Source organism: Ancylobacter sp. 3268, assembly GCF_031456575.1.
Taxonomy (GTDB): domain Bacteria; phylum Pseudomonadota; class Alphaproteobacteria; order Rhizobiales; family Xanthobacteraceae; genus Ancylobacter.
This window is the reverse complement of the sequence record NZ_JAVDUX010000006.1, coordinates 276,384-296,900: the sequence shown is the minus strand read 5'-3', so window position 1 is coordinate 296,900 and position 20,517 is coordinate 276,384. Positions and strand designations below refer to the sequence as shown.

The 20,517-nt window shown below is 68.2% G+C and carries 18 protein-coding genes; 5 read left to right on the top strand and 13 right to left on the bottom strand.

Annotated elements, in window-relative coordinates; genetic code table 11:
* The first annotated feature begins 3 nt into the window (after positions 1-3).
* From J2X65_RS11395 to J2X65_RS11385, 3 genes are all read left to right on the top strand, one after another.
* The gene (locus J2X65_RS11395; protein WP_310201029.1) at positions 4-1,737 is read left to right on the top strand and encodes an ABC transporter ATP-binding protein; all 1,734 of its coding nucleotides are present in this window, start codon (positions 4-6) and stop codon (positions 1,735-1,737) included.
* 84 nt (positions 1,738-1,821) lie between these two features.
* On the top strand, positions 1,822-2,802 hold the full coding sequence (locus J2X65_RS11390) for an HlyD family secretion protein (protein ID WP_310201028.1): 981 nt from the start codon (positions 1,822-1,824) through the stop codon (positions 2,800-2,802).
* 16 nt (positions 2,803-2,818) lie between these two features.
* The gene (locus tag J2X65_RS11385) at positions 2,819-3,811 is read left to right on the top strand and encodes an FUSC family protein (protein ID WP_310201027.1); all 993 of its coding nucleotides are present in this window, start codon (positions 2,819-2,821) and stop codon (positions 3,809-3,811) included.
* A gap of 17 nt (positions 3,812-3,828) precedes the next feature.
* Here the strand turns inward: J2X65_RS11385 and J2X65_RS11380 are convergent, their stop codons facing one another.
* From J2X65_RS11380 to J2X65_RS11325, 12 genes are all read right to left on the bottom strand, one after another.
* Complete coding sequence (locus tag J2X65_RS11380) at positions 3,829-4,161, bottom strand: (2Fe-2S) ferredoxin domain-containing protein (protein ID WP_310201026.1); 333 nt, start codon at positions 4,159-4,161, stop codon at positions 3,829-3,831.
* A gap of 63 nt (positions 4,162-4,224) precedes the next feature.
* A complete protein-coding gene (locus tag J2X65_RS11375) occupies positions 4,225-4,953 on the bottom strand; it encodes an amino acid ABC transporter ATP-binding protein (protein WP_310201025.1) in 729 nt (242 codons plus the stop codon).
* The gene (locus tag J2X65_RS11370) at positions 4,931-5,590 is read right to left on the bottom strand and encodes an amino acid ABC transporter permease (protein WP_310201024.1); all 660 of its coding nucleotides are present in this window, start codon (positions 5,588-5,590) and stop codon (positions 4,931-4,933) included. Before J2X65_RS11370 ends, J2X65_RS11375 begins: the two co-directional genes overlap by 23 nt.
* A gap of 10 nt (positions 5,591-5,600) precedes the next feature.
* Positions 5,601-6,272: an amino acid ABC transporter permease gene (locus J2X65_RS11365; RefSeq protein WP_310201023.1), complete on the bottom strand. Its 672-nt coding sequence runs from the start codon at positions 6,270-6,272 to the stop codon at positions 5,601-5,603.
* Between the two features lie 368 nt (positions 6,273-6,640).
* Entirely contained in the window at positions 6,641-7,438 is a 798-nt protein-coding gene (locus J2X65_RS11360; RefSeq protein WP_310201022.1) for a transporter substrate-binding domain-containing protein, read from the bottom strand.
* Positions 7,439-7,441: 3 nt separating this feature from the next.
* Positions 7,442-8,197, bottom strand: coding sequence for a GntR family transcriptional regulator (locus tag J2X65_RS11355; protein ID WP_310201021.1), 756 nt, complete (start codon positions 8,195-8,197; stop codon positions 7,442-7,444).
* A gap of 362 nt (positions 8,198-8,559) precedes the next feature.
* A complete protein-coding gene (locus J2X65_RS11350) occupies positions 8,560-9,099 on the bottom strand; it encodes an Hsp20/alpha crystallin family protein (protein ID WP_310201020.1) in 540 nt (179 codons plus the stop codon).
* Positions 9,100-9,413: 314 nt separating this feature from the next.
* The gene (scpA, locus tag J2X65_RS11345) at positions 9,414-11,585 is read right to left on the bottom strand and encodes a methylmalonyl-CoA mutase (RefSeq protein ID WP_310201019.1); all 2,172 of its coding nucleotides are present in this window, start codon (positions 11,583-11,585) and stop codon (positions 9,414-9,416) included.
* A 46-nt stretch (positions 11,586-11,631) separates the two neighbouring features.
* On the bottom strand, positions 11,632-12,015 hold the full coding sequence (locus J2X65_RS11340; RefSeq protein WP_310201018.1) for a hypothetical protein: 384 nt from the start codon (positions 12,013-12,015) through the stop codon (positions 11,632-11,634).
* A 60-nt stretch (positions 12,016-12,075) separates the two neighbouring features.
* Positions 12,076-13,947, bottom strand: a complete 1,872-nt coding sequence (locus J2X65_RS11335) for a methylmalonyl-CoA mutase family protein (protein ID WP_310201017.1) — start codon at positions 13,945-13,947, stop codon at positions 12,076-12,078.
* A gap of 12 nt (positions 13,948-13,959) precedes the next feature.
* Entirely contained in the window at positions 13,960-15,975 is a 2,016-nt protein-coding gene (locus J2X65_RS11330) for an acetyl/propionyl/methylcrotonyl-CoA carboxylase subunit alpha (protein ID WP_310201016.1), read from the bottom strand.
* A 10-nt stretch (positions 15,976-15,985) separates the two neighbouring features.
* On the bottom strand, positions 15,986-17,518 hold the full coding sequence (locus J2X65_RS11325; protein WP_310201015.1) for an acyl-CoA carboxylase subunit beta: 1,533 nt from the start codon (positions 17,516-17,518) through the stop codon (positions 15,986-15,988).
* 308 nt (positions 17,519-17,826) lie between these two features.
* Here J2X65_RS11325 and J2X65_RS11320 point away from each other — a divergent pair, with 308 nt between their 5' ends.
* The gene (locus tag J2X65_RS11320; protein ID WP_310201014.1) at positions 17,827-19,278 is read left to right on the top strand and encodes a short-chain fatty acyl-CoA regulator family protein; all 1,452 of its coding nucleotides are present in this window, start codon (positions 17,827-17,829) and stop codon (positions 19,276-19,278) included.
* 9 nt (positions 19,279-19,287) lie between these two features.
* On the opposite strand, the gene J2X65_RS11315 is transcribed toward J2X65_RS11320, so the two are convergent.
* Positions 19,288-19,539: a helix-turn-helix domain-containing protein gene (locus J2X65_RS11315; RefSeq protein ID WP_310201013.1), complete on the bottom strand. Its 252-nt coding sequence runs from the start codon at positions 19,537-19,539 to the stop codon at positions 19,288-19,290.
* Here J2X65_RS11315 and J2X65_RS11310 point away from each other — a divergent pair.
* Positions 19,528-20,499 carry a DUF1194 domain-containing protein gene (locus tag J2X65_RS11310; protein WP_310201012.1) on the top strand — a complete coding sequence of 324 codons (972 nt, stop codon included), beginning with the start codon at positions 19,528-19,530 and terminating at the stop codon, positions 20,497-20,499. The genes J2X65_RS11315 and J2X65_RS11310 overlap by 12 nt on opposite strands.
* The last annotated feature ends 18 nt before the right edge of the window (positions 20,500-20,517 follow it).

Here is a 20,517-nt window from a genome sequence, read left to right as displayed (position 1 = left end):
CCGATGAACATGCATACCGGGACAAACCACATGCAGCCGCCGCTTCTGGAGGTGCGCGACCTCACCGTCGAATTCGCCACGCGGCGCGGCACGGTGCGGGCGGTGGAGAGGGTCGACCTCACCCTCGCCAAGGGCGAGACGCTCGGCATCGTCGGCGAATCCGGCTCGGGCAAGTCGGTCACCTCCTATGCGGTGATGCGCATCCTCGACCGCGCCGGGCGGATCGCCGAAGGGACGATCTCCTTCGGCGGCGTCGATATCGGGGCCGCCTCCGAGGGCACCGTCCGCGCCCTGCGCGGGCGGGAAATGTCGATGATCTTCCAGAACCCGCGCGCGGCGCTCAACCCGATCCGCAAGGTCGGCAAACAGATCGAGGACGTGCTGATCGAGCATGTGCAGGCGCAGCCTTCCGACGCCAAGGAGAAGGCGATCGAGGTGCTGAAGGCGGTGCGCATCGCCCGGCCGGAGGAGCGCTACCACGCCTATCCATTCGAGCTGTCCGGCGGCATGTGCCAGCGCATCGTCATCGCGCTGGCGCTGGCCTGCCGGCCGCAGCTGCTGATCGCCGACGAGCCCACCACCGGCCTCGACGTCACCACGCAGAAGGCGGTGATGGACCTCGTGGTCGAGCTCACCCGCGCGCGCAACATGTCCACCCTCCTCATCACCCACGATCTCGGCCTCGCGGCGGCCTATTGCGACCGGGTGATGGTGATGGAGAAGGGCAGGGTGGTGGAGACCGCCACTGCCGAGGCGATCTTCCGCGCTCCGCAGCACCCCTACACCCGCAAGCTGATGCGGGCGACGCCGCGCAAGGGCGTCACCCTGCGCGACCTGCTGCCGGAGGACGCGGCGCCGGCCGCTGCCGCGCCGGCCGCGCCGGTGGAAGGTGCCGGCACGCCGCTGTTGGTGGTGGAAAACCTCGTGAAGGAATATCCGCGCCAGACGCCCGCGACCGGCCTCGCCGGTGCGTTCGGCATCAAGGGGGCGGCGGCCGACCCGTTCCGCGCGGTGGACGGCATCAGCTTCTCGGTGGCCAAGGGCGAGAGCCTCGGCCTTGTCGGCGAGAGCGGTTGCGGCAAGTCCACCACCTCGATGATGCTGATGCGCCTGCTCGACCCTACCTCGGGACGCATCGTCTTCAAGGGCGAGGACCTCTCAGCGATCCCGGCGAAGCGCTTCGCCGGCTCGCCCTGGCGCTCGCGCATCCAGCTGGTGTTCCAGGACCCGACCGACAGCCTCAATCCGCGCTACACCGCCGCCCGCGCCATCGCCGATCCGCTGCTGCGCATGGGTTCAAGACTCTCCGGCTCCGGCCTTGCCGGCGCCGCGCTGCGGGCCAAGGTCGAGGATCTCGCCCGGCTGGTCGGCCTGCCGGCAAGCCTGCTCGACCGCTTCCCGCACCAGCTGTCCGGCGGCCAGAAGGCGCGCGTCGGCATCGCTCGCGCCATCGCGCCCGACCCGGAGCTGGTCATCCTCGACGAGCCGACGGCGGCGCTCGACGTCTCCGTGCAGGCAGTGGTGCTCAACCTGCTGCAGGAGCTGAAGCAGCGGCTCGGTATGAGCTACATCTTCGTCAGCCACGACCTCGAAGTGGTGCGCATGCTGTGCGACCGGGTGATCGTGATGCGCGCCGGGCGCATCGTCGAGGAGGGTGCAACCGAGGCGATCATGGCCGCTCCCGAGGCGGAGTACACCCGCGAATTGCTGGCCTCGATCCCGCACCCGCCGCTCTGAGCGCAGGCGGGTTGGCGGCGGATTGAGCTTCGCCGTCAAAGCCGCGATGATGCCGGCGCCCCGGCGCCGGAGATTCGTTCCCTGATGTTCACTGCCTTGCTGCGCCATCCGGTGAAGCTCATCATCGGCGTATTGCTGGCGCTGTTCGCCGCCTATGAGATCAGCGTCCGCTTCCTCGCCTATACCGCCGACGCCTATGTGATGAGCGACATCATCGTCATCTCATCGGAGGTCGAAGGCCCGGTCTCACGGCTGGCGGTGCAGAACAACCAGGCGGTCTCTGCCGGGCAGCTGCTGTTCGAGATCGAGAAGACGCCATATCAGCTCAAGGTGCAGCAGACACAGGCGGCGGTGCAGCAGGCGCAGGCCGATCTGGAGCTGGCGAAGGACGAGGTGAACTCGGCGAAGGCCGGCATCTCCTCGGCTCAGGCGGTGCTGACCAATGCGCAGGCCCAGCTCGGCCGGGTGAAGTCGCTGTCGACCGAGGGCTTCTCGCCCGAGGCGGCGCTCGACGTTGCCACCCGCGACGTCGCCACGGCCACCGCCAATGTGCTGACCGCTCAGGCGGCGCTCGACGTGTCGAACCGTCGCGTGGCGGTGGTCGGCGCGACGATCGTGGCGGCGCAGGCCGATCTCGCCAAGGCGCAGTACGATTTCTCCAAGACCACCGTGGCGGCCCCGGAAGCTGGCCGCATCGCGCCCTTCACCATCCGCCAGGGCGACTACCTCAAGACGGGCACCGAGGTGCTGGCGGTGGTGACGGACCGGCGGACACGGGTGGTCGCCAACCTCCCCGAGCGCCATCTCGCCCGCATTCGCAGCGGCCAGCGCGTGTGGCTCACCCTCGGCTCCGATCCCTGGGTGGTCCACTACGGCCGGGTAAGCGGCATCGCCGCCGGCGTGTCGCGCTCGCCGGACAACCCGCAGGTGGTGCCCTATGTCGAGCCGACCACCGACTGGGTGAGGCTGCCGCGGCGTTTTCCGATCGAGATCACCCTCGACGACTGGCCGGCGGGCCTCGGCCTGTTCAACGGCGCCGATGCGCGCGCCCTGATCTGGTTCTGAGCCGGGGAGCCGGGAGATGGACGACGTCACCCGGCAGGCCCTCGCCACCGCCACCGGCGTCCTCGCCGCCGTCTACATCTCGCTCGCCATGGGGCTGGCCGATCCCTATTGGGCGGCGCTGTCGGTGATGATCATCGCCAATGTCGATCGCGACGCGCTGTTCACCAAGGGGGTGCTGCGGATCGCCGGTACCTTCGCCGGCGTCGCGCTGGGCTACAATCTCGGCCAGTGGATGGAAGGGCTGCAGCTGCCGCAGGCGGCGCTGGTGATGATCGCCGCCGGTGTCGGCACCTATGGCCGGCAGCGCAGCGCCTATGGCTACGCCTGGTTCTACGGCGCGCTCACCTTCGCGCTGGTGATGCTCTACACTATGGTGCAGCCGCAGGATCTCTATTCCTTCGCCCGCTATCGCTGCTACGAGATCGTCATCGGCGTGGCGTGCGGGACGCTCGCCAACTGGGCGCTCGGCCCTCGGGCGGGAGGCCTCGGCCACATCGTGCCGGCGCCCACGCCCACTACGCCGGAAAGCGCGCTGAAGCAGTCCTATATCGCCGCGCTCGGCACGCTGGTGATCATCCTCGCCTGGACGATGTTCGACTTGCCGCAACTGCCTCAGGTGCTCATCTCCAGCCTGATCATCATCGACGCCGATCCGGCGGCGACGCGCCATCGCGGCTTCCAGCGCATCCTCGGCTGCATCCTCGGCGGCTCGGCGGGGCTCGTCGTCATCGGGATCGACGCCACCGAGCAATGGTGGTGGACGCTGACGCTCTTCCTCGGCGTCTTCGCCTTCGCCCGCATTCACCTGACGAAGTCGGCGCAGACCTATATCGGCACCCAGTCGGCGATCGCCTATCTCGTCACCATGGTGTCGACCGGTCCTCCCACCACGCTCGACCCGCCGGTCGAGCGGCTGGTGGGGATCGTCATCGGCGTGAGCATCATTACGGCATTGGTGTGGGCGCTGAACGCCCGGCAGATCGCCGCGGAGAAGGCGGCCGGGGGGTGAGCCTCAGGGGGTGAGCCTCAGGGCGTCCGCCGCGGGGCGAGCTCGTCGAGCAGCGTGGCGAGATCGTCGCCGTGCCGCACCAGCCGCCAGCGCTCCGGCGCGCCGGCGGGCACGACGACGGCGGCACCTTTCGGGCAGACACCGAGGCAATCGACCTCGACCACGGCGACACCGGTGCCCTTGCGCCGCGGCTTTTTCATCGGCTTGCCGCCGTCGCGACGGGCGACCGCCCCACGCAGCGCCGGGGCGAGGCGGTCGTCGCCGGCCTCTCCGAAGCCCTTCTTCAGCTTCTTCGCGCATTTGCGGCAGACCAGCACCACGTCGGTCCAATTGGAGGCAATGGGCTTCATCGGGCGGGTTTTCATCGCGCCCGATGTGCCATGGCGGGAGACGGATGGGAAGGGCGGCGCCCTTCAGTGCACCACGCCGAGGAACTGCTTGAGCTCCGGCGTCTTCGGGTTGGCGAACACCTCGCCGGGCGGCCCGATCTCGTGCACCCGGCCCTGATGCATGAACACCACGCGCGAGCAGACATCGCGGGCGAAACGCATTTCGTGAGTGACCATGAGCAGCGTCATGCCTTCCGAGGCCAGCTCCTTCACCACCGCCAGCACCTCATTGACCAACTCGGGGTCGAGGGCGGAGGTGATCTCGTCGCACAGCAAGGCGATGGGCTGCATGGCGAGCGCGCGGGCGATGGCGACGCGCTGCTGCTGGCCGCCGGAGAGCTGGTCCGGATAGGCGTCGAACTTGTGGCCGAGGCCGACCCGCTCCAGCATCTTCTTCGCCATCGCCTCGGCCTCCGCCTTCGGCGTCTTGCGCACCACCATCTGCGAGAGCATGACGTTACGGCCGGCAGTGAGGTGCGGGAACAGGTTGAACCCCTGGAAGATCATCCCGACCTTCAGGCGCAGCGCCTTGAGGTGCAACTCGTCCGGCAGCAGCTGGGCGCCGGCCACCGAGATGGAGCCCTCGTCGATGGTCTCCAGCCCGTTGATGCAGCGCAAAAGCGTCGACTTGCCGGAGCCGGACTTGCCGATGATGGCGATGACCTCGCCGGGCTCGACGTCGATATTGATGCCCTTGAGCACTTCGTTGTCGCCGAAGCGCTTCTTCACCTCAGTGATTTCGATGAGCGACATTGAGCTTCCTCTCGAGGATCTGGGAAGACTTGGACAAAGGCCAGCAGAGGCAGAAATAGATGAGGGCGACGAAGCCATAGACGGTGAACGGCTCGAAGGTGGCGTTGGTGACCATGGTCCCGGCCTTGGAGAGTTCCACGAAGCCGATGATCGAGGTGAGCGCCGTGCCCTTCACCACCTGCACCGAGAAGCCGACGGTCGGCGGCACCGCGACCCGCAGCGCCTGCGGCAGGATCACCCAGCGCATCTGCTGCAAATAGCCCATGCCGAGGCTGGAGGACGCCTCCCACTGGCCCTTGGCGACGGATTCGACGCAGCCGCGCCAGATCTCGGCGAGGAAGGCGGCGGTCCACAGGATCAGCGCCAGCCCGGCGGCGAGCCAGGCCGGCACGTCGATGCCGAACAGGCCGAGGCCGAAGAAGGCGAGGAAGAGCTGCATCAGCAGCGGCGTGCCCTGGAACAGCTCGATATAGGTCTTGGCGAAGGCCGGCCCGAGCCGCCCCTTGCCGATACGGGCGAACAACAGCGCCAGGCCGACAAGGCTGCCGCCGACGAAGGAGACGAGGGAAAGCAGCACGGTCCAGCGCGCGGCCATGAGCAGGTTGCGCAGTATGTCCCAGGTGGAGAAGTCGTTCATGGCACCTTCCTCACCGTGCCGCGCGCTTCGGGAAGATCGTCCAGCCGAGCCCGCGCAGCAGCTGCCGCAGCAGGACGGCCAGCGCGAGATAGATCAGCGTCGCGGCGAAATAGGTCTCGAAGGCGCGGAACGTGCGCGACTGGATGAAGTTCGCCGCGAAGGTGAGGTCCTCCGCCGCGATCTGCGACACCGCCGCCGAGCCGAGCATGACGATGACGATCTGCGACGACAGCGCCGGCCAGATGCGTTGCAGCGCCGGGATCAGCACCACATACCAGAAGGTCTGGATGCGGCTCATGCCTAGGCTGGCGCCGGCCTCGAACTGCCCGCGCGGCGTCGCCTGGATGCCGGCGCGGATGATCTCGCAGCCATAGGCGCCGAGATTGATCACCATGGCGAGGTTGGCGGCCTGGAGTTCGCCCATGCGCAGCCCGAGCGCCGGAAGGCCGAAAAAGACGAAGAACAGCTGGATGAGGAAGGGCGTGTTGCGGATCATCTCCACATAGGCCGCCACGACCGGCTTGATCCACACCGGTCCGAGCGCCCGCGCCCAGGCACAGGCGATGCCGAGGCTGACCCCGAGCACGCCACCCACCAACGTCAATTCGACGGTAATTCCGATGCCCTTGAGGAGGACCGGCCAGTAATCGGCCAGCCATCCGAAATCGAACGCGTAGTTCATGCGCTGAACTCCCGCTGATGGGGTGATGCCGGGAACTTCTCTCCCTCGCAGGGAGAGGATTCAGACGGCGAAAATAGCGGGTGGCGCCCTCTCCCCCGTGGAGGAGAGGGGCGGGGGAAACTTTGACGCTTCCCGATGTCGTCGCCCCTGACCGATCCGCCGCGCGGGCCACCTCTCCGTCGAAACCGGATGTTTCCGGTTTCGACCTTGCCGACACCGAACCCGCAACAGCCGGGTTCGAGCGGAGAGGGCAAGCGGAAGCCGCATCGGAAGGGGCGTCCTGTCCTCATCCGCGAGGGACGTGGTGCAGGAAGGCGCTTACCGTCGGCGAGCCTCGAAGGCGGAAAACCGCCGTCTCCGCCAGCCGCTCACAGATCGGCGGGCAGCTTGGTGCCCAGCCACTTCTCGGAAATGGCGTCCAGCGCGCCGTCCTTCTTCGCCTCGGTGATGATGGCGTCCACTTTTGCCAGCAGCGCCGGCTCGTTCTTGTTGAGGCCGATGAAGCAGGGCGAGTTCTTGATCAGGAACTTGATCTCCGGCTTCTTCGGCGGGTTGCGCGCGAGAATGGCGGCGGCGACCACGTTGCCGGTGGCGATGACGTCGACCTGACCGGAGAGGAAGGAGGAGATGGTGCCGTTATTGTCCTCGTAGCGCTTTATGGAGGCGTCCGCCGGAGCGATCTTCGTCAGTTCGAGGTCTTCCACCGCGCCGCGGGTGACGCCGATGGTCTTGCCGGAGAGGTCCTTGGCATCCTTCACCGCGACGTCGGCCGGGCCGAACACGCCGTTGAAGAACGGCGCATAGGCGATGGAGAAGTCGATCACCTTTTCCCGCTCGGGGTTCTTGCCGAGCGAGGAGATGACGAGATCGACCTTGTTGGTCTGTAGATAGGGGATGCGGTTGGCGCTGGTCACCGGCACGAGTTCCAGCTTCACGCCGAGCTTGTCGGCGATCAGCTTCGCCACGTCGACATCATAGCCCTTCGGCGCCATGTCGGCGCCGACGCTTCCGAACGGCGGGAAGTCCTGCGGCACCGCAATGCGGATGAGCTTGCCGGCCTCGATGGTGGCGAGGGCGTCGGCATGGGCGGGCCGGATGGCGGCGGGCAGCGTCTGCGCGGCGATCACGGCGCCGGTCAGTAGGGCGAGCAGGGTGCGGCGGTTCATCGGTCAGTCCTCTTTCGTCGATGGGTGATGAGGCGCATGCGGGGCCGCGGCTCCGTGGGGATGCGGCATGGAAGGGGCGACGTCGGTGAAGGTGGACGGCACGAGCAGTTCGCGCAGGCTGGCGAGCGGATCGGGCTTGGCCGAGAGATCGAGCCCGGCCTCCACCTTGCCGATATGCTCGTCCATCAGCCGGGCGGCGCCGGCGAGATCGCCCGCCGCCATTGCCGCGACGATGTCCTCATGGTCGTGGCTCGACTCTTCCGCCTTCTCGGTCGGCTGGTAGAGCATGGAGATCAGCGTCGTGCGGGCGGTGAGGTCGCGGACGATCTCGGTGAGCAGCCGGTTGCCGAGCGCGTCGGCCAGATGGATGTGGAAATCGCCGAGCAGGCAGGCGCGGGAAGAGACATCGCCGGTCTCGATCGCCTGCCGCTCGATGGCGACATGCTCCTTGAGGCTCGCCAGCACCGCTGGCGGAACCTCCCGCACCGTTTGCAACAGGCCGGTCTCGATGACCCGCCGGGTCTGGAACGCCTCGCGCGCCTCGTCGGCGGAGGGTTCGACCACGAACCAGCCGCGCCGGGCGCTCACCTGCACGATGCCGCGCGTCTCCAGCCGCATCATCGCCTCGCGCACGCGGGTGCGGGAGACGCCGAACAGGTCGGCGAGCTTCTGCTCGCCGAGCCGCGTGCCGGGCGGGATGCGGCCGGCAAGGATGGCCGAGAGGATGGCTTCCTCGATATTGGCGGTGGACGGGTTCATCACGCTGGGCTCGCAGACTTGTATACAAGACTGCCAAGCAAACGGTGTGCCAGATCCGGCCGATCCTCCTGCCCGCGCTGCAGAGGGAGGGTTTTCCACCCCAGGCAGGGCAGAGGCCACCAAGGATTCCCCGGAACAGTGGGCCCCCGTCGGGTCGTCGAGGCCAGCGCTCCGGCGTGGGAATGAACAAGATTGCCGATTTGGCGGTCAGTCTGGCGCTGCTCTGGGCAGCGTCAGCCGGACGGGGGATCGCCAAGAAACACGGCCCGGATCGCCATGATCAGGGCCGAGCGAGCTTCGCAGGCAGTCCGGATCGCGCGCGCCGGAGGGGAACGCCCGATATCGCGCGACCCGATAGGGGATCAGGCGGCCTTCACCTCGATCTTCTTCTCGTTCTGCCGGGCCGCGGCGCTCTTGGGCAACCTCACTGACAGCACGCCCTTGGCGAAATTCGCTTCGATCTTCTCCGCGTCGACCCCGTCAGGTACGGCAAAGGAGCGGTGGAAGGAGCCGAAGCGCCGTTCGGAATAGTAATAGTCCTTGTCGCGCTGCTCCTTTTCCTCGCGCTTCTCGCCCTTGATCGTGAGGATGCCGTTGGCGAACTTCACCTCGACATCCCCGGCGTCGAGACCGGGCAACTCGGCAGAGATCTCATAGCCGTTCGGTTGCTCGACGACATCGACCGCCGGCATGAGCGCCGGCATCAGCGCCGCGCCGCCGAAACCACGCCAGGGAAGGTCGGCATTCCGGCCGGTGAGCGAGGGAAGCCGCGTGCCGAAGCCGAAGCCTTCAAAAAGCCGGTCGATCTCGCGGCGCAGATGATCGAAGGCGGTCGGCAGTTCCGCCTGCGGCGTCGCGGCGGGTTTCGGTGTGATCTTCACGGGAATCTTGGCATCGGACATGATCGTCTCCATTCCAGCAAATATCTGTCGAATACGATGCGCTGGCGCTTCACCAGCTTGTGCGTGACCCTCACGCATGGAATGTCCCGGCTCCGTCATAGGGCCGGGAGGGCCGGCTTCGGCCGCTTGCACGGGGCGCATCCCTTACCGCGCGACGCGCGCCATGCCTGCGCCCGCGACGTCTCCGGAGGGCGCGCCGGATGGAAGCCATCCGCTTTTCGCCCTCGGACCTCCGAAATCTGGGATAGCCGGTGCGCGCCCGCCTTGACGAGGATCAAGTCCGAGAAAATGTGAGACCCGGCAAGGTGCGGTGCCTACTCCGCTGCCACCCGGCTATGACCCAGGCGCCGGCTGATGGCCTCGACAAGCTCTCCCGCCGCCTCGGCGATCACCGTGCCGGGCGGATAGATCGCCTCGGCGCCGGCGGCGCGCACCGCGTCATGATCCTGCGGCGGCACCACGCCGCCGACCACGATCATGATGTCGCCGCGGCCTTCCGCTGCCAGCGCCGCCTTCACCTGCGGCACCAGCGTGAGATGGCCGGCAGCCAGCGAGGAGATGCCGATCACGTGCACATCGTTCTCCACCGCCTGCCGCGCCGCCTCCTCCGGCGTCGCGAACAGCGGGCCGATATCGACATCGAAACCGAGATCGGCGAAGGCGGAGGCGATCACCTTCTGGCCGCGGTCGTGGCCGTCCTGCCCGAGTTTGGCCACCAGGATGCGTGGGCGCCGGCCCTCCTCGGTCTCGAAGGCTTCGACCCTTCTGCGCACGGCTGCGACCTTGTCGCCCATGGCGCGACCTCCGGTGTTTTCTGCCTCCCGCCGATAGATGCCCGACACCGCACGGATATCGGCCCGGTGCCGGCCGAAGACGGCCTCCAGCGTATCGGAAATCTCCCCCACCGTCGCCCGCGCCCGCGCCGCGTCGATGGCGAGTGCCAAGAGGTTGCCGCCGCCGGCGGCACCGTTGCGCAGGGCGGTAAGTGCCGTGTCGAGCGCCTGCGGGTCGCGCTCGGCCTTGAGGCGCGTCAGCTTTTCGAGCTGTGCCGCGCGCACCGCCGAATTGTCGACCTTGAGCACGTCGATGGGCGTCTCGCGATCGGGCCTGTATCTGTTGACGCCGACCACGATCTGCGCGCCGGCATCGATATGAGCCTGGGTGGTCGCCGCCGCTTCCTCGATGCGCAGCTTGGGGATGCCGGCCTCGATAGCCTTGGCCATGCCGCCAAGCGCCTCGACCTCGGCAATGTGCGCGCTCGCCCGCGCCGCGAGATCGGCGGTGAGCCGCTCGACATAGTAGGAGCCGCCCCACGGGTCGATGGCCCGCATGGTGCCGCTCTCCTGCTGCAGCAGGATCTGGGTGTTGCGGGCGATGCGGGCGGAGAAGTCGGTGGGCAGCGCCAGCGCCTCGTCGAGCGCGTTGGTGTGCAGCGACTGGGTGTGGCCCTGCGTCGCCGCCATCGCCTCGATCATGGTGCGGACGACGTTGTTGAAAACGTCCTGCGCGGTCAGGCTCCAGCCGGAGGTCTGCGAATGGGTGCGCAGCGGCAGCGATTTCGGGCTGGCGGCGCCGAGATCGGCCATCAGCTTCGCCCAGATCAGCCGGGCGGCGCGCAGCTTGGCGACCTCCATGAAGAAATTCATGCCGATCGCCCAGAAGAACGACAGCCGTGGCGCGAACGTGTCGATCGGCAGCCCCGCCCTTACCCCCGCCCGCGCATATTCGAGGCCGTCGGCCAGCGTATAGGCGAGCTCGAGATCCTGCGTCGCTCCCGCTTCCTGCATGTGATAGCCGGAGATCGAGATCGAGTTGAAGCGCGGCATCTCCCTGGACGTGAAGGCGAAGATGTCGGAGATGATCCGCATCGAGGGTCCGGGCGGGTAGATATAGGTGTTGCGGACCATGAACTCCTTGAGGATGTCGTTCTGGATGGTCCCCGAGAGCTGGGCCGGCTTCACGCCCTGCTCCTCGGCGGCGACGACATAAAGCGCCAGCACCGGGATCACCGCGCCGTTCATGGTCATCGATACGCTCATCCGGTCGAGCGGGATGCCCGAGAACAGCGTGCGCATGTCGAGGATGGAATCGATGGCCACGCCGGCCATGCCGACATCGCCGGCGACGCGCGGATGGTCGCTGTCATAGCCGCGATGGGTGGCGAGGTCGAAGGCGACCGAGAGGCCCTTCTGCCCGGCGGCGAGGTTGCGCCGGTAGAAGGCGTTGGAATCCTCTGCCGTCGAGAAGCCGGCATATTGCCGGATCGTCCATGGCTGCGTCGCATACATTGTCGGGTAGGGGCCGCGCAGGAACGGCGCCGTGCCGGGATAGCTGTCGACGAAGGCGAGCCCGTCGATGTCGGCCGGGCCGTAGGCGGCCTTCACCGCAATGCCTTCCGGCGTCGTCCACGGCTGCGCGCCCTCGCCGATGCGCGGCAGCTTGGGCGCACGCCAGCCGACGCCGGCGAAATTCGGGATCCGGCTCATCGAGCGCTCTCCTGAGCGGGACGCCCCGTCGCCACCGTCGCGGGGATCAGGCCTTGCGGGCGATCCAGGAGCCCGAGCAGTTCTTGGCCGGCGACACCCAGTCGCCGGAGGCGGTGTCGCCGCGCACCAGTCCCTTGGCGGAGACCGTCTCCTCGCCGCGCACCACGCGGATGGTGACCAGCCCCACAGGGTTGATCGTACCGCTGGCATCGACCGGCCAGACACCGGCATAGCTGATCTGGCCGTCCTCGACCGCGAGCTTGAATTCCATCCGCTTGGAGCAGGGGCCAGTGACCGGCTCGGTCGCCACCCGCCAGATGCCGTCGTGTATCGTCGTGTCCGGTGCGTTGCCGCTCTGCGCGGTGGCCGGCGGCACCGCGAACGCCATGCAGATCGCGGCGACGGCCGGGACGTGCCTCAACGTCCTCATGGCCTGTTCCCTTTGTTGCGACGGCTCGCTGGCCGCCGCTAGGGAAATGGATTGCGTGCCTCATGGTTCCTCCGCGCGTCGCGCGAGCCCGAGCGCCGCATGGGCCGAACGCAGCAGTTCGAGCGCATCGCCGCCGGTAAAGGCGAAGCCGTCGACCCCGGCGGCGCGTAGCGCGGCTTCCTGCTCGGGAAGGCGTCCGGCGAGATAAACCGCCGCCGCGCCCGCTTGCTTGAGCGCCCGTGCGGCGGTCTCGGCGCGCTCCAGATAGAGCGCATCGGATCCGCACAGGCAGGCGAGCCGGGCGCCGGAAGCGCGGAAGCCGGCGAGGAGAGCTGCCTCGTCGGCAAAGCCGTCATTGCCGGGCGCGGCGATGCCGCCGGCCTCGAACAGGTTTTGGGCGAAGCCGGCCCGGAGGGTGAAGTCGGCCGGCGTGCCGAGCGTGGCCAGGAACACCGCCGGGCGCGGTTCGGCGCGTTCGGCAGCCGCGCGCAGCGCTTCGAACGGCTCGGCGAGGCGGTGCGGGACGAGCGGCTCGACCAGCAGCGCTCCCTCGGTGGGGGCGGGGGCGCGCATGGGCGGCAGCGCCGCCGTGACCGGTGGCACGGCGGCGCCGAGCAACGGGAATTCGGAGGTGCCGGTGATGGGCATCCGGCGAGTGGCGATGTCCTTGGCGCGTGCGCTACGGGCCTCGCCGATCCGCCGCTGCCAACTGCCCGATTGCAGCGCCTCGACCAGGCCGCCTTCCTTCTCGATGTCGCGGACCAGCTCCCACGCCGCCGCGGCGAGCTGTTCGGTGCGTTCCTCGATGGCGCCGGCGCCGGCGCCGGGATCGGCGACGCGGTGGAGATTGGACTCCTCGATGAGGATCAACTGGGTGTTGCGCGCCAGCCGCCGCGCGAAGCCGTCCGGCAGGCCGAGAGCTTGCGTGAAGGGCAGCACGGTGAGGCTGTCCGCCCCCCCCACCCCGGCGGCGAAGGCGGCGAGCGTGCCGCGCAAAAGGTTGGTGTGCGGGTCGAGCCGGGTCAGGCTGCGCCACGCCGTCTCCATGTGGATCGCCAGCGGCGGCGGGTTCGCCATGCCGCAGGTCTCCAGCGCCGCCGCCCACAGGAGGCGCAGCGCCCGCGGCTTGGCGAGGGTGAGGAATTCATCGACATCGGCAGTCAGCGTCGCCTCGATCAGCGGCACCGCCTCTTCGAGCGCAAGACCGGAGGCTTCGAGCGCCCGGAGATAGGCGAGGGCGGTCGCCAGCACCGCCGCGAGCTCCTGCGCCTCGCTGGCGCCGGCGGCGTGGTGGAGGCGGCCATCGGCGCGCACCATTGGTGCGGAGAAGCCGCGCGAGCGCAGCGCCGCGACGGTCTGGCCGAGGCGGGCGCTCAGCGCCTCCCATTCGATGGGCGCGGCGCCGAGGGCGGCGAGATCGCCGATGGGATCCAGCCCGAAGCGGAGGTCGAGCGAAGGCGGCGCGCGGTCTTCCACAAGTCCGGCCAGTGCCAGCGCCACGTCGCGGCCCTGGAAACGCCCGGCCTCGACGCGCAGCGTGACCAGATCGGCCATCACGCCGTTCAGCGTCGCGGCGATGGCCTCGCGCGTCACCGGCAGGCCGAAGCCATAGGCGGCCGGCGCGCCGGCGAAGACGAGGGACAGTCCGTCAGCGCCGCCGGCGAGGTCGTCCAGCGCCTGGGCGTTGGCGGCGGCCGGATCGGTGTGGTCGATGCGGGTGAGCAGCTTCCACGGCGTGCCCGCCCGTGTGGCAATGAGCTGGGCGTCGGCCCTTCGCGGCGGCAGCGCATCGAGCGCGAGCCCGTCAGAGGTGTGGGTCACCATGCGCCGGTCGTAAGGCGTCCCCTTCAGCACGCTCTCGACCAGTTTCAGCCAGTCCTCGCGGGTGGCGGCCGGAAAAGAGGCGAGGTCGAGATCGAGGGCGCTCTCCACGGTGCCGGCTCCTCAGGCGAATTCGAGGATGACGGCATCGACGGCGAGGCTGTCGCCGGCCTTGGCGAGCACCTTCTTCACCGTGGCGTCGCGCTCGGCGCGCAGCACGTTCTCCATCTTCATCGCCTCGACGACGGCGAGCGCCTCGCCGGCCTTCACCTCCTGCCCCTCGGAGACGGCGATGGAAACCACCAGCCCCGGCATCGGGCAAAGCAGCTGCTTGCCGCTGCCCGTCTGTTCCTTCTCCGGCATGAGCCGGGCGAATTCCGCCTCCCGCTCGGTGTAGACGACGGCCGGAACCGAGACGCCGCGATGGCCGAGCACCAGGCCGTTGAGGCACGGGCGCAGTTGCACATGGATGTCCTCGTCGTCGAACACGCCGTGCCACACCGGCTCGCCCGGCTTCCAGCCCGAGCGCAGCTCATGGGTACCCAACGACCGGCCCTCGGCGTCGAGAAAGGTGACGATGAAGCCGCCGGCCGCCCGGTCCACCTCGCAGGCCAGGAAATCATCGCCGAGCTTCACTACCCGGCGATGCTCGAACGCCACCTGCCGGCCCGGCAACTGGTGCGAGATGGCGCGCTTGCGGGCATTGCCGATATTGTCGATCACCGCCGCCACCGCGGCGAGCCGGCGGGCAAGCCCCGGCGTCGGCGCGGCGCCGGCAAAGCCGCCCCTGTATTCCTCGGCGATGAAGCCGGTGGAGAGCCGCCCCTCGCGCCAGCGCGGATGGTCCATCAGGGCGGAGAGGAAGGGGATGTTGTGCTGGATGCCGTCGATGGCGAAGGCATCGAGCGCGTCGGCCTGCGCCTCGATCGCCTGCGTCCGCGTTGGTGCGTGGGTGATCAGCTTGGCGATCATCGGGTCGTAATAGAGCGAGATCTCGCCGCCCTCATAGACGCCGGTGTCGTTGCGCACGGTGACGCCGTCCTTCACCCCTTCCGCCGGCGGACGGTAGCGGGTGAGCCGGCCGGTGGAGGGCAGGAAATTGCGGTAGGGGTCCTCGGCATAGACGCGGGCTTCCACCGCCCAGCCGGTCAGCTTGACGTCGTCCTGCGTGAAGGCGAGGGGCTCGCCGGCGGCCACCCGGATCATCTGCTCGACGAGATCGATGCCGGTGACGAGTTCGGTGACCGGATGCTCGACCTGCAGGCGGGTGTTCATCTCGAGGAAGTAGAAGCTCCTGTCCTGTCCGGCGACGAACTCCACCGTGCCGGCGCTGTCGTAGTTCACCGCCTTGGCGAGGGCGACCGCCTGCTCGCCCATCTTCCGGCGCGTCGCCTCGTCGAGCAGCGGCGAGGGCGCTTCCTCGATGACCTTCTGGTTGCGGCGCTGGATCGAGCATTCGCGCTCGCCGAGATAGACGACGTTGCCGTGCTTGTCGCCGAGCACCTGGATCTCGATGTGGCGGGGATCGACGATGAACTTCTCGACGAACACCCGGTCGTCGCCGAAGGAGGACTTCGCCTCCGAGCGGGCGCGGTCGAAGCCGTCCTGCACTTCGTCGCGCGAATGGGCGATGCGCATGCCCTTGCCGCCGCCGCCGGCCGAGGCCTTGATCATCACGGGATAGCCGATCTCATCGGCGATGACAGCCGCCTGCGCGGCATCCTCGATCACGCCGAGATAGCCCGGCACGGTGGAGACCCTGGCCGCCGCCGCCGCCTTCTTGGATTCGATCTTGTCGCCCATCGCCTCGATGGCGCCGGGGTTGGGGCCGATGAAGACGATGCCGGCCTTTGCGAGCGCTTCCGGGAAGGCGGCGCGCTCGGAGAGGAAGCCGTAGCCGGGATGCACCGCCTCGGCGCCGGTCTGCCTGCACGCGTCGATGATCTTGTCGATCAGCAGATAGGACTGCGCGGCCGGCGCCGCGCCGATATGCACCGCCTCGTCGGCCATGGCGACGTGCAGGGCGTCCTTGTCAGCGTCGGAATAGACCGCGACGGTCCTGATGCCCATGCGGCGGGCGGTCTTGATGACGCGGCAGGCGATCTCGCCACGGTTCGCGATGAGGATCTTGGAGAACATCAGTTGAGCCTCACAGCGGCAGGTTGTCGTGCTTCTTGGCCGGCGCCTCGACATGCTTGGAACGCAGCATGGCGAGCGCGCGGGCGATGCGCTTGCGGGTGGAGCGGGGGGTGATCACCTCGTCAATATAGCCGCGCTCGGCCGCCACGAAGGGTGAGAGGAAGCGCCGCTCATATTCCTTGGTGCGCGCCGCGATCTTGGCGGGATCGTCGATGTCGGCGCGGAAGATGATCTCCACCGCCCCCTTGGCACCCATCACCGCGATCTGCGCCGTCGGCCAGGCATAGTTGACGTCGCCGCCGACATGCTTGGAGGCCATCACGTCATAGGCGCCGCCGAACGCCTTGCGGGTGATGACGGTGACGAGCGGCACGGTGGCCTGCGAATAGGCGAACAAGAGCTTGGCGCCGTGCTTGATCAGCCCGCCATATTCCTGCGCCGTGCCGGGCAGGAAGCCGGGCACGTCGACGAAGGTGACGATCGGGATCTCGAAGGCGTCGCAGAAGCGCACGAACCTTGCGGCTTTCCTCGATGCATCCGCATCGAGCACCCCGGCGAGCACCATCGGCTGGTTGGCGACGATGCCGACCGTGCGGCCCTCGACGCGCCCGAAGCCGGTGACGATGTTGCCGGCGAAGGTGGCCTGGATCTCGAAGAAGTCGCCCTCGTCGACCACCTTGGAGATCAGCTCCTTGATGTCGTAGGGCTTGTTCGGATTGTCCGGCACCAGCGTGTCGAGCGAGGGGTCGAGCCGCTCGCCATCGTCGAAGCTCGGCCATTGCGGCACGCCGGAGCGGTTGTTGGCGGGCAGGAAGTCGATCAGCCGGCGCATCTGCAACAGGCATTCGACGTCGTTGTCGAAGGCGCCGTCCGCCACGGAGGACTTCGTGGTGTGCACCTTGGCGCCGCCCAGCTCCTCGGCGGTCACCGTCTCGTTGGTGACGGTCTTCACCACGTCCGGGCCGGTGACGAACATGTAGCTGGTGTCGCGCACCATGAAGATGAAGTCGGTCATCGCCGGCGAATAGACATCGCCGCCGGCGCAGGGGCCCATGATCACCGAGATCTGCGGGATGACGCCGGAGGCGAGGACATTGCGCTTGAACACCTCGCCATAGCCGCCGAGCGCCGCCACCCCTTCCTGGATGCGCGCGCCGCCGGCGTCGAACAGGCCGATGATCGGCGAGCGGGTCTTCAGCGCCATGTCCTGGATCTTGGTGATCTTGGCGGCATGCGCCTCGGACAGCGAGCCGCCGAACACCGTGAAATCCTTGGCGAACAGGAACACCTGCCGGCCATTCACCGTGCCCCAGCCGGTGACGACGCCGTCGCCGGGGATCTTGTTGGCCTCCATGCCGAAATCGGCGCAGCGATGCTCGACGAAGGTGTCGAACTCCTCGAAGGAGCCGCTGTCGAGCAGGAGCTCGATGCGCTCGCGGGCGGTGAGCTTGCCGCGCTTGTGCTGGGCGGCGATGCGCTTCTCGCCGCCCCCCAGGCGGGCATCGGCGCGGCGCTGGTCGAGTTCATCGAGGATATGCTTCATGGCACGCACCTTTCGGGGGCGCTTGGGGCGCCGGGTCGCATCGTCTCTTCTAAGCCCTTGTGAGCGGCACGATAAGCTGTGAAAATGTGGATCGTGAAACTGTAAAAATTTCACAAGATCGATGCGCGGACGCTGGAGCCGGCCGGCTCCCTCTCCCCGCTGGGGAGAGGGGTGGGGTGAGGGGTCTTCTTCGCTTTCCGATGGCGTCTCCCCTCACCCGGCCATTCGGGCCGACCTCTCCCCAATGGGGCGAGGTTATTCAGTCAGATAACGGCGTTCCATCGTCAGCGCTTGCCGAGAGGGTCTCCATGTCCAAGAAGGTATTCGCCGGCCATGCGGTGCGCAATCTGCGCGAAAGGCTCGGCCTTACCCAGATGGATTTCGCGCGCCGCCTTTCGCTGTCGCCGAGCTACATCAATCAGATCGAGAGCAACCAGCGCCCGCTCACCGCCGCGGTGCTGCTCGCCATCGGCCGCATCTTCGATCTCGACATCACCCGCTTCGGCGCCGACGACCTCGACCGCATCGTCGCCGATCTGCGCGAGGCGCTGGCCGATCCGGTGTTCCGCGGGCTGGAGCCGAGCCTGCAGGACCTGAAGAACGCCACCACCCACGCCCCCGCCTTCGCCCACGCCTTCCTGCGCCTGCACGGCGCGATGCGGCGGCTGGTGGAACGGCGTGCCGCGCTCGACGATGCCGCCACCTTGGTCGCCGCCGGCGGCGAGCCGGAGGGTGAGGGGCGCAACCTCGCGCCCTATGAGGAGGTGCGCGACCACTTCCACTACATCGACAACTATGTCGACGGCCTCGACCGGGCGGCGGAGGAGATGAGCGCGGCGCTCGATCTGTTCGCGCGTCCCGATGCGGGCGCGGTGCTGGAGCGGCATCTGCGCGAGCGCCACGATATCGGCGTCGAGACGGCGCCGCCGGATGCGGTCGACGCGCCGCTCCTGCGCGTCGACCGTCACCGCCGGGTGGTGACGCTGGCGCGCGGGCTCGACCCCGCCAGCCGAGTATTCCGGCTCGCCACCCTGATCGCCCGCTTCGAGCAGGGCGGGCTGATCGATGCTCATGTGGCGGAGGCGGGCTTCCGCAGCACGGCTGCCCGCGAGGTCTGCCGCCTGTCCTTGCAGAACTACTACGCCGGGGCGCTGATCCTGCCTTACCGCCGCTTCGCCCGTCTCGCGCGCGAGAAGCGGCACGATCTCGATCTCATCGCCGCCATCACCGGCGCCAGCCTCGAGCAGGTCTGCCATCGACTCTCGACCCTGCAACGGCCGGGCGAGAAAGGGGTACCGTTCTATTTCCTCAAGGTCGACCGCGCTGGCAACGTCATCAAGCGGCACAGCGCCACCCGCTTCCAGTTCGCCCGCTATGGCGGCGCCTGCCCGGTGTGGAACGTGCACGAGGCGTTCGAGCAGCCCTCGAAGCTGCTGGCGCAGCTGGGCGAGATGCCGGACGGGGTGCGCTATCTGTGCCTTGCGCGCGGGACGGCCAAGCCGGCCCAGCGCTTCGGCCAGCGCGAGCGGCGTTACGCGCTCGGCATCGGCTGCGAGCTCTCCTATGCCGGGGAGATCGTCTATGCCGACGGGATCGACCTGAAGGCGGCCAGCATCGCGCCGCTGGGCGTCAATTGCCGCATCTGCCCGCGCACGGGGTGCCCGGACCGCGCCTTCCCGCCGCTCGACCGCGAGATCGTGCTCGACCCGGACCGGCGCGGCGTGGTGCCGTTCGAGGTCAAGGACGAGTTGCGCTTTTGAGCCCATCATTCACCCCAATGTTGGGCCGGCGATCCAGACGTATCCTTCGCCGTATCGGGTGGCGATAAAGCTCGGCGCCCGCGCCTGGTCACCCAGCTTGGCACGGAGCCGGTTGATCACGAAGTCGATGCTGCGGTCGGTGGAGTCCGAACCGGGTCCCGCTATGGCGTCGAGCAGCTGGCTGCGGCTCATTACCCGTCGGGCATTGCCCACCAGCGCGCCCAACACCGCGCGCTCGGAGTGCGTGAAGTGGATTTTCACTTCCGGCTCACAGAATGCGCAGGAAAAGTCCTCGTCGAAGGTAATGCCATTGAAGCAGCGCGGGGGCATCGTTTCCTCGCCTCGCAATCCCGCCCGTCGTCCAATCAAACAATACTGCAACAATTGGCGCGCAGCCTCCCGGCCCCGTGGGATGAAAACGTGGCAAAAAAGGTGAGGGGCGCCATGGGAGGGTGGCATGTGGTCGCGCACGGGCCGGCCATTGCCCTCGTGCTGGGGATGACCGTCCCGGGAGCCTGGCAGGGGACGCGCGCGCAGCAGGGCGCAACGATCGAGGTCGACCTGGAACTGGTGCTCGCCACCGATGTCTCCACCTCGATGGACCGCGGGGAAAAGCAGCTCCAGCTCGCCGGCTTTGTCGCAGCCTTTCGCGATGAGGCCGTCATCGCCGCCATCCGTCAGGGCCGTCGCGGGCGGATCGCTGTCACCTATGTCGAGTGGGGCGGGGAGGGGCGCGAGCAGGTCGTGCTGCCCTGGACATCGATTGACGGAGCGGCGACCTCGCGCGCCTTTGCCGAGCGTCTCGCGCGGGTCTCACCCGGGCGCCTCGCCTATGGAACCGCTCTGGGCGAGGCGCTGCTGTTCTGTACCGATCTGTTCGGCGTCGCCGATTATGCCGGCGACCGGCGGGTGATCGACCTATCCGGCGATGGGTTCAGCAATCGCGGGCGCCCGCTCGGCCAGGTTCGCAGGGAGATACTGGCGCGCGGGATCACCATCAACGGCCTGCCGCTGGTCTATAAAGACCCCGGAGACGACGAGACGGCCTTTCCTCCCGATCAGCTGGTCCGCTATTTCGTCGAAGAGGTCATTGGCGGGCCGGGCGCGTTCGTCCAGCCGGTGCATTCGGTCGACGCCTTCCCCAGCGCCATCCGGCACAAGCTCATCCGAGAGATCGCGGGTGCGCCGGTGCCGGATCGGGTGGCGGAGCATCGACCATAAGGCCGACCCATCTTCGGA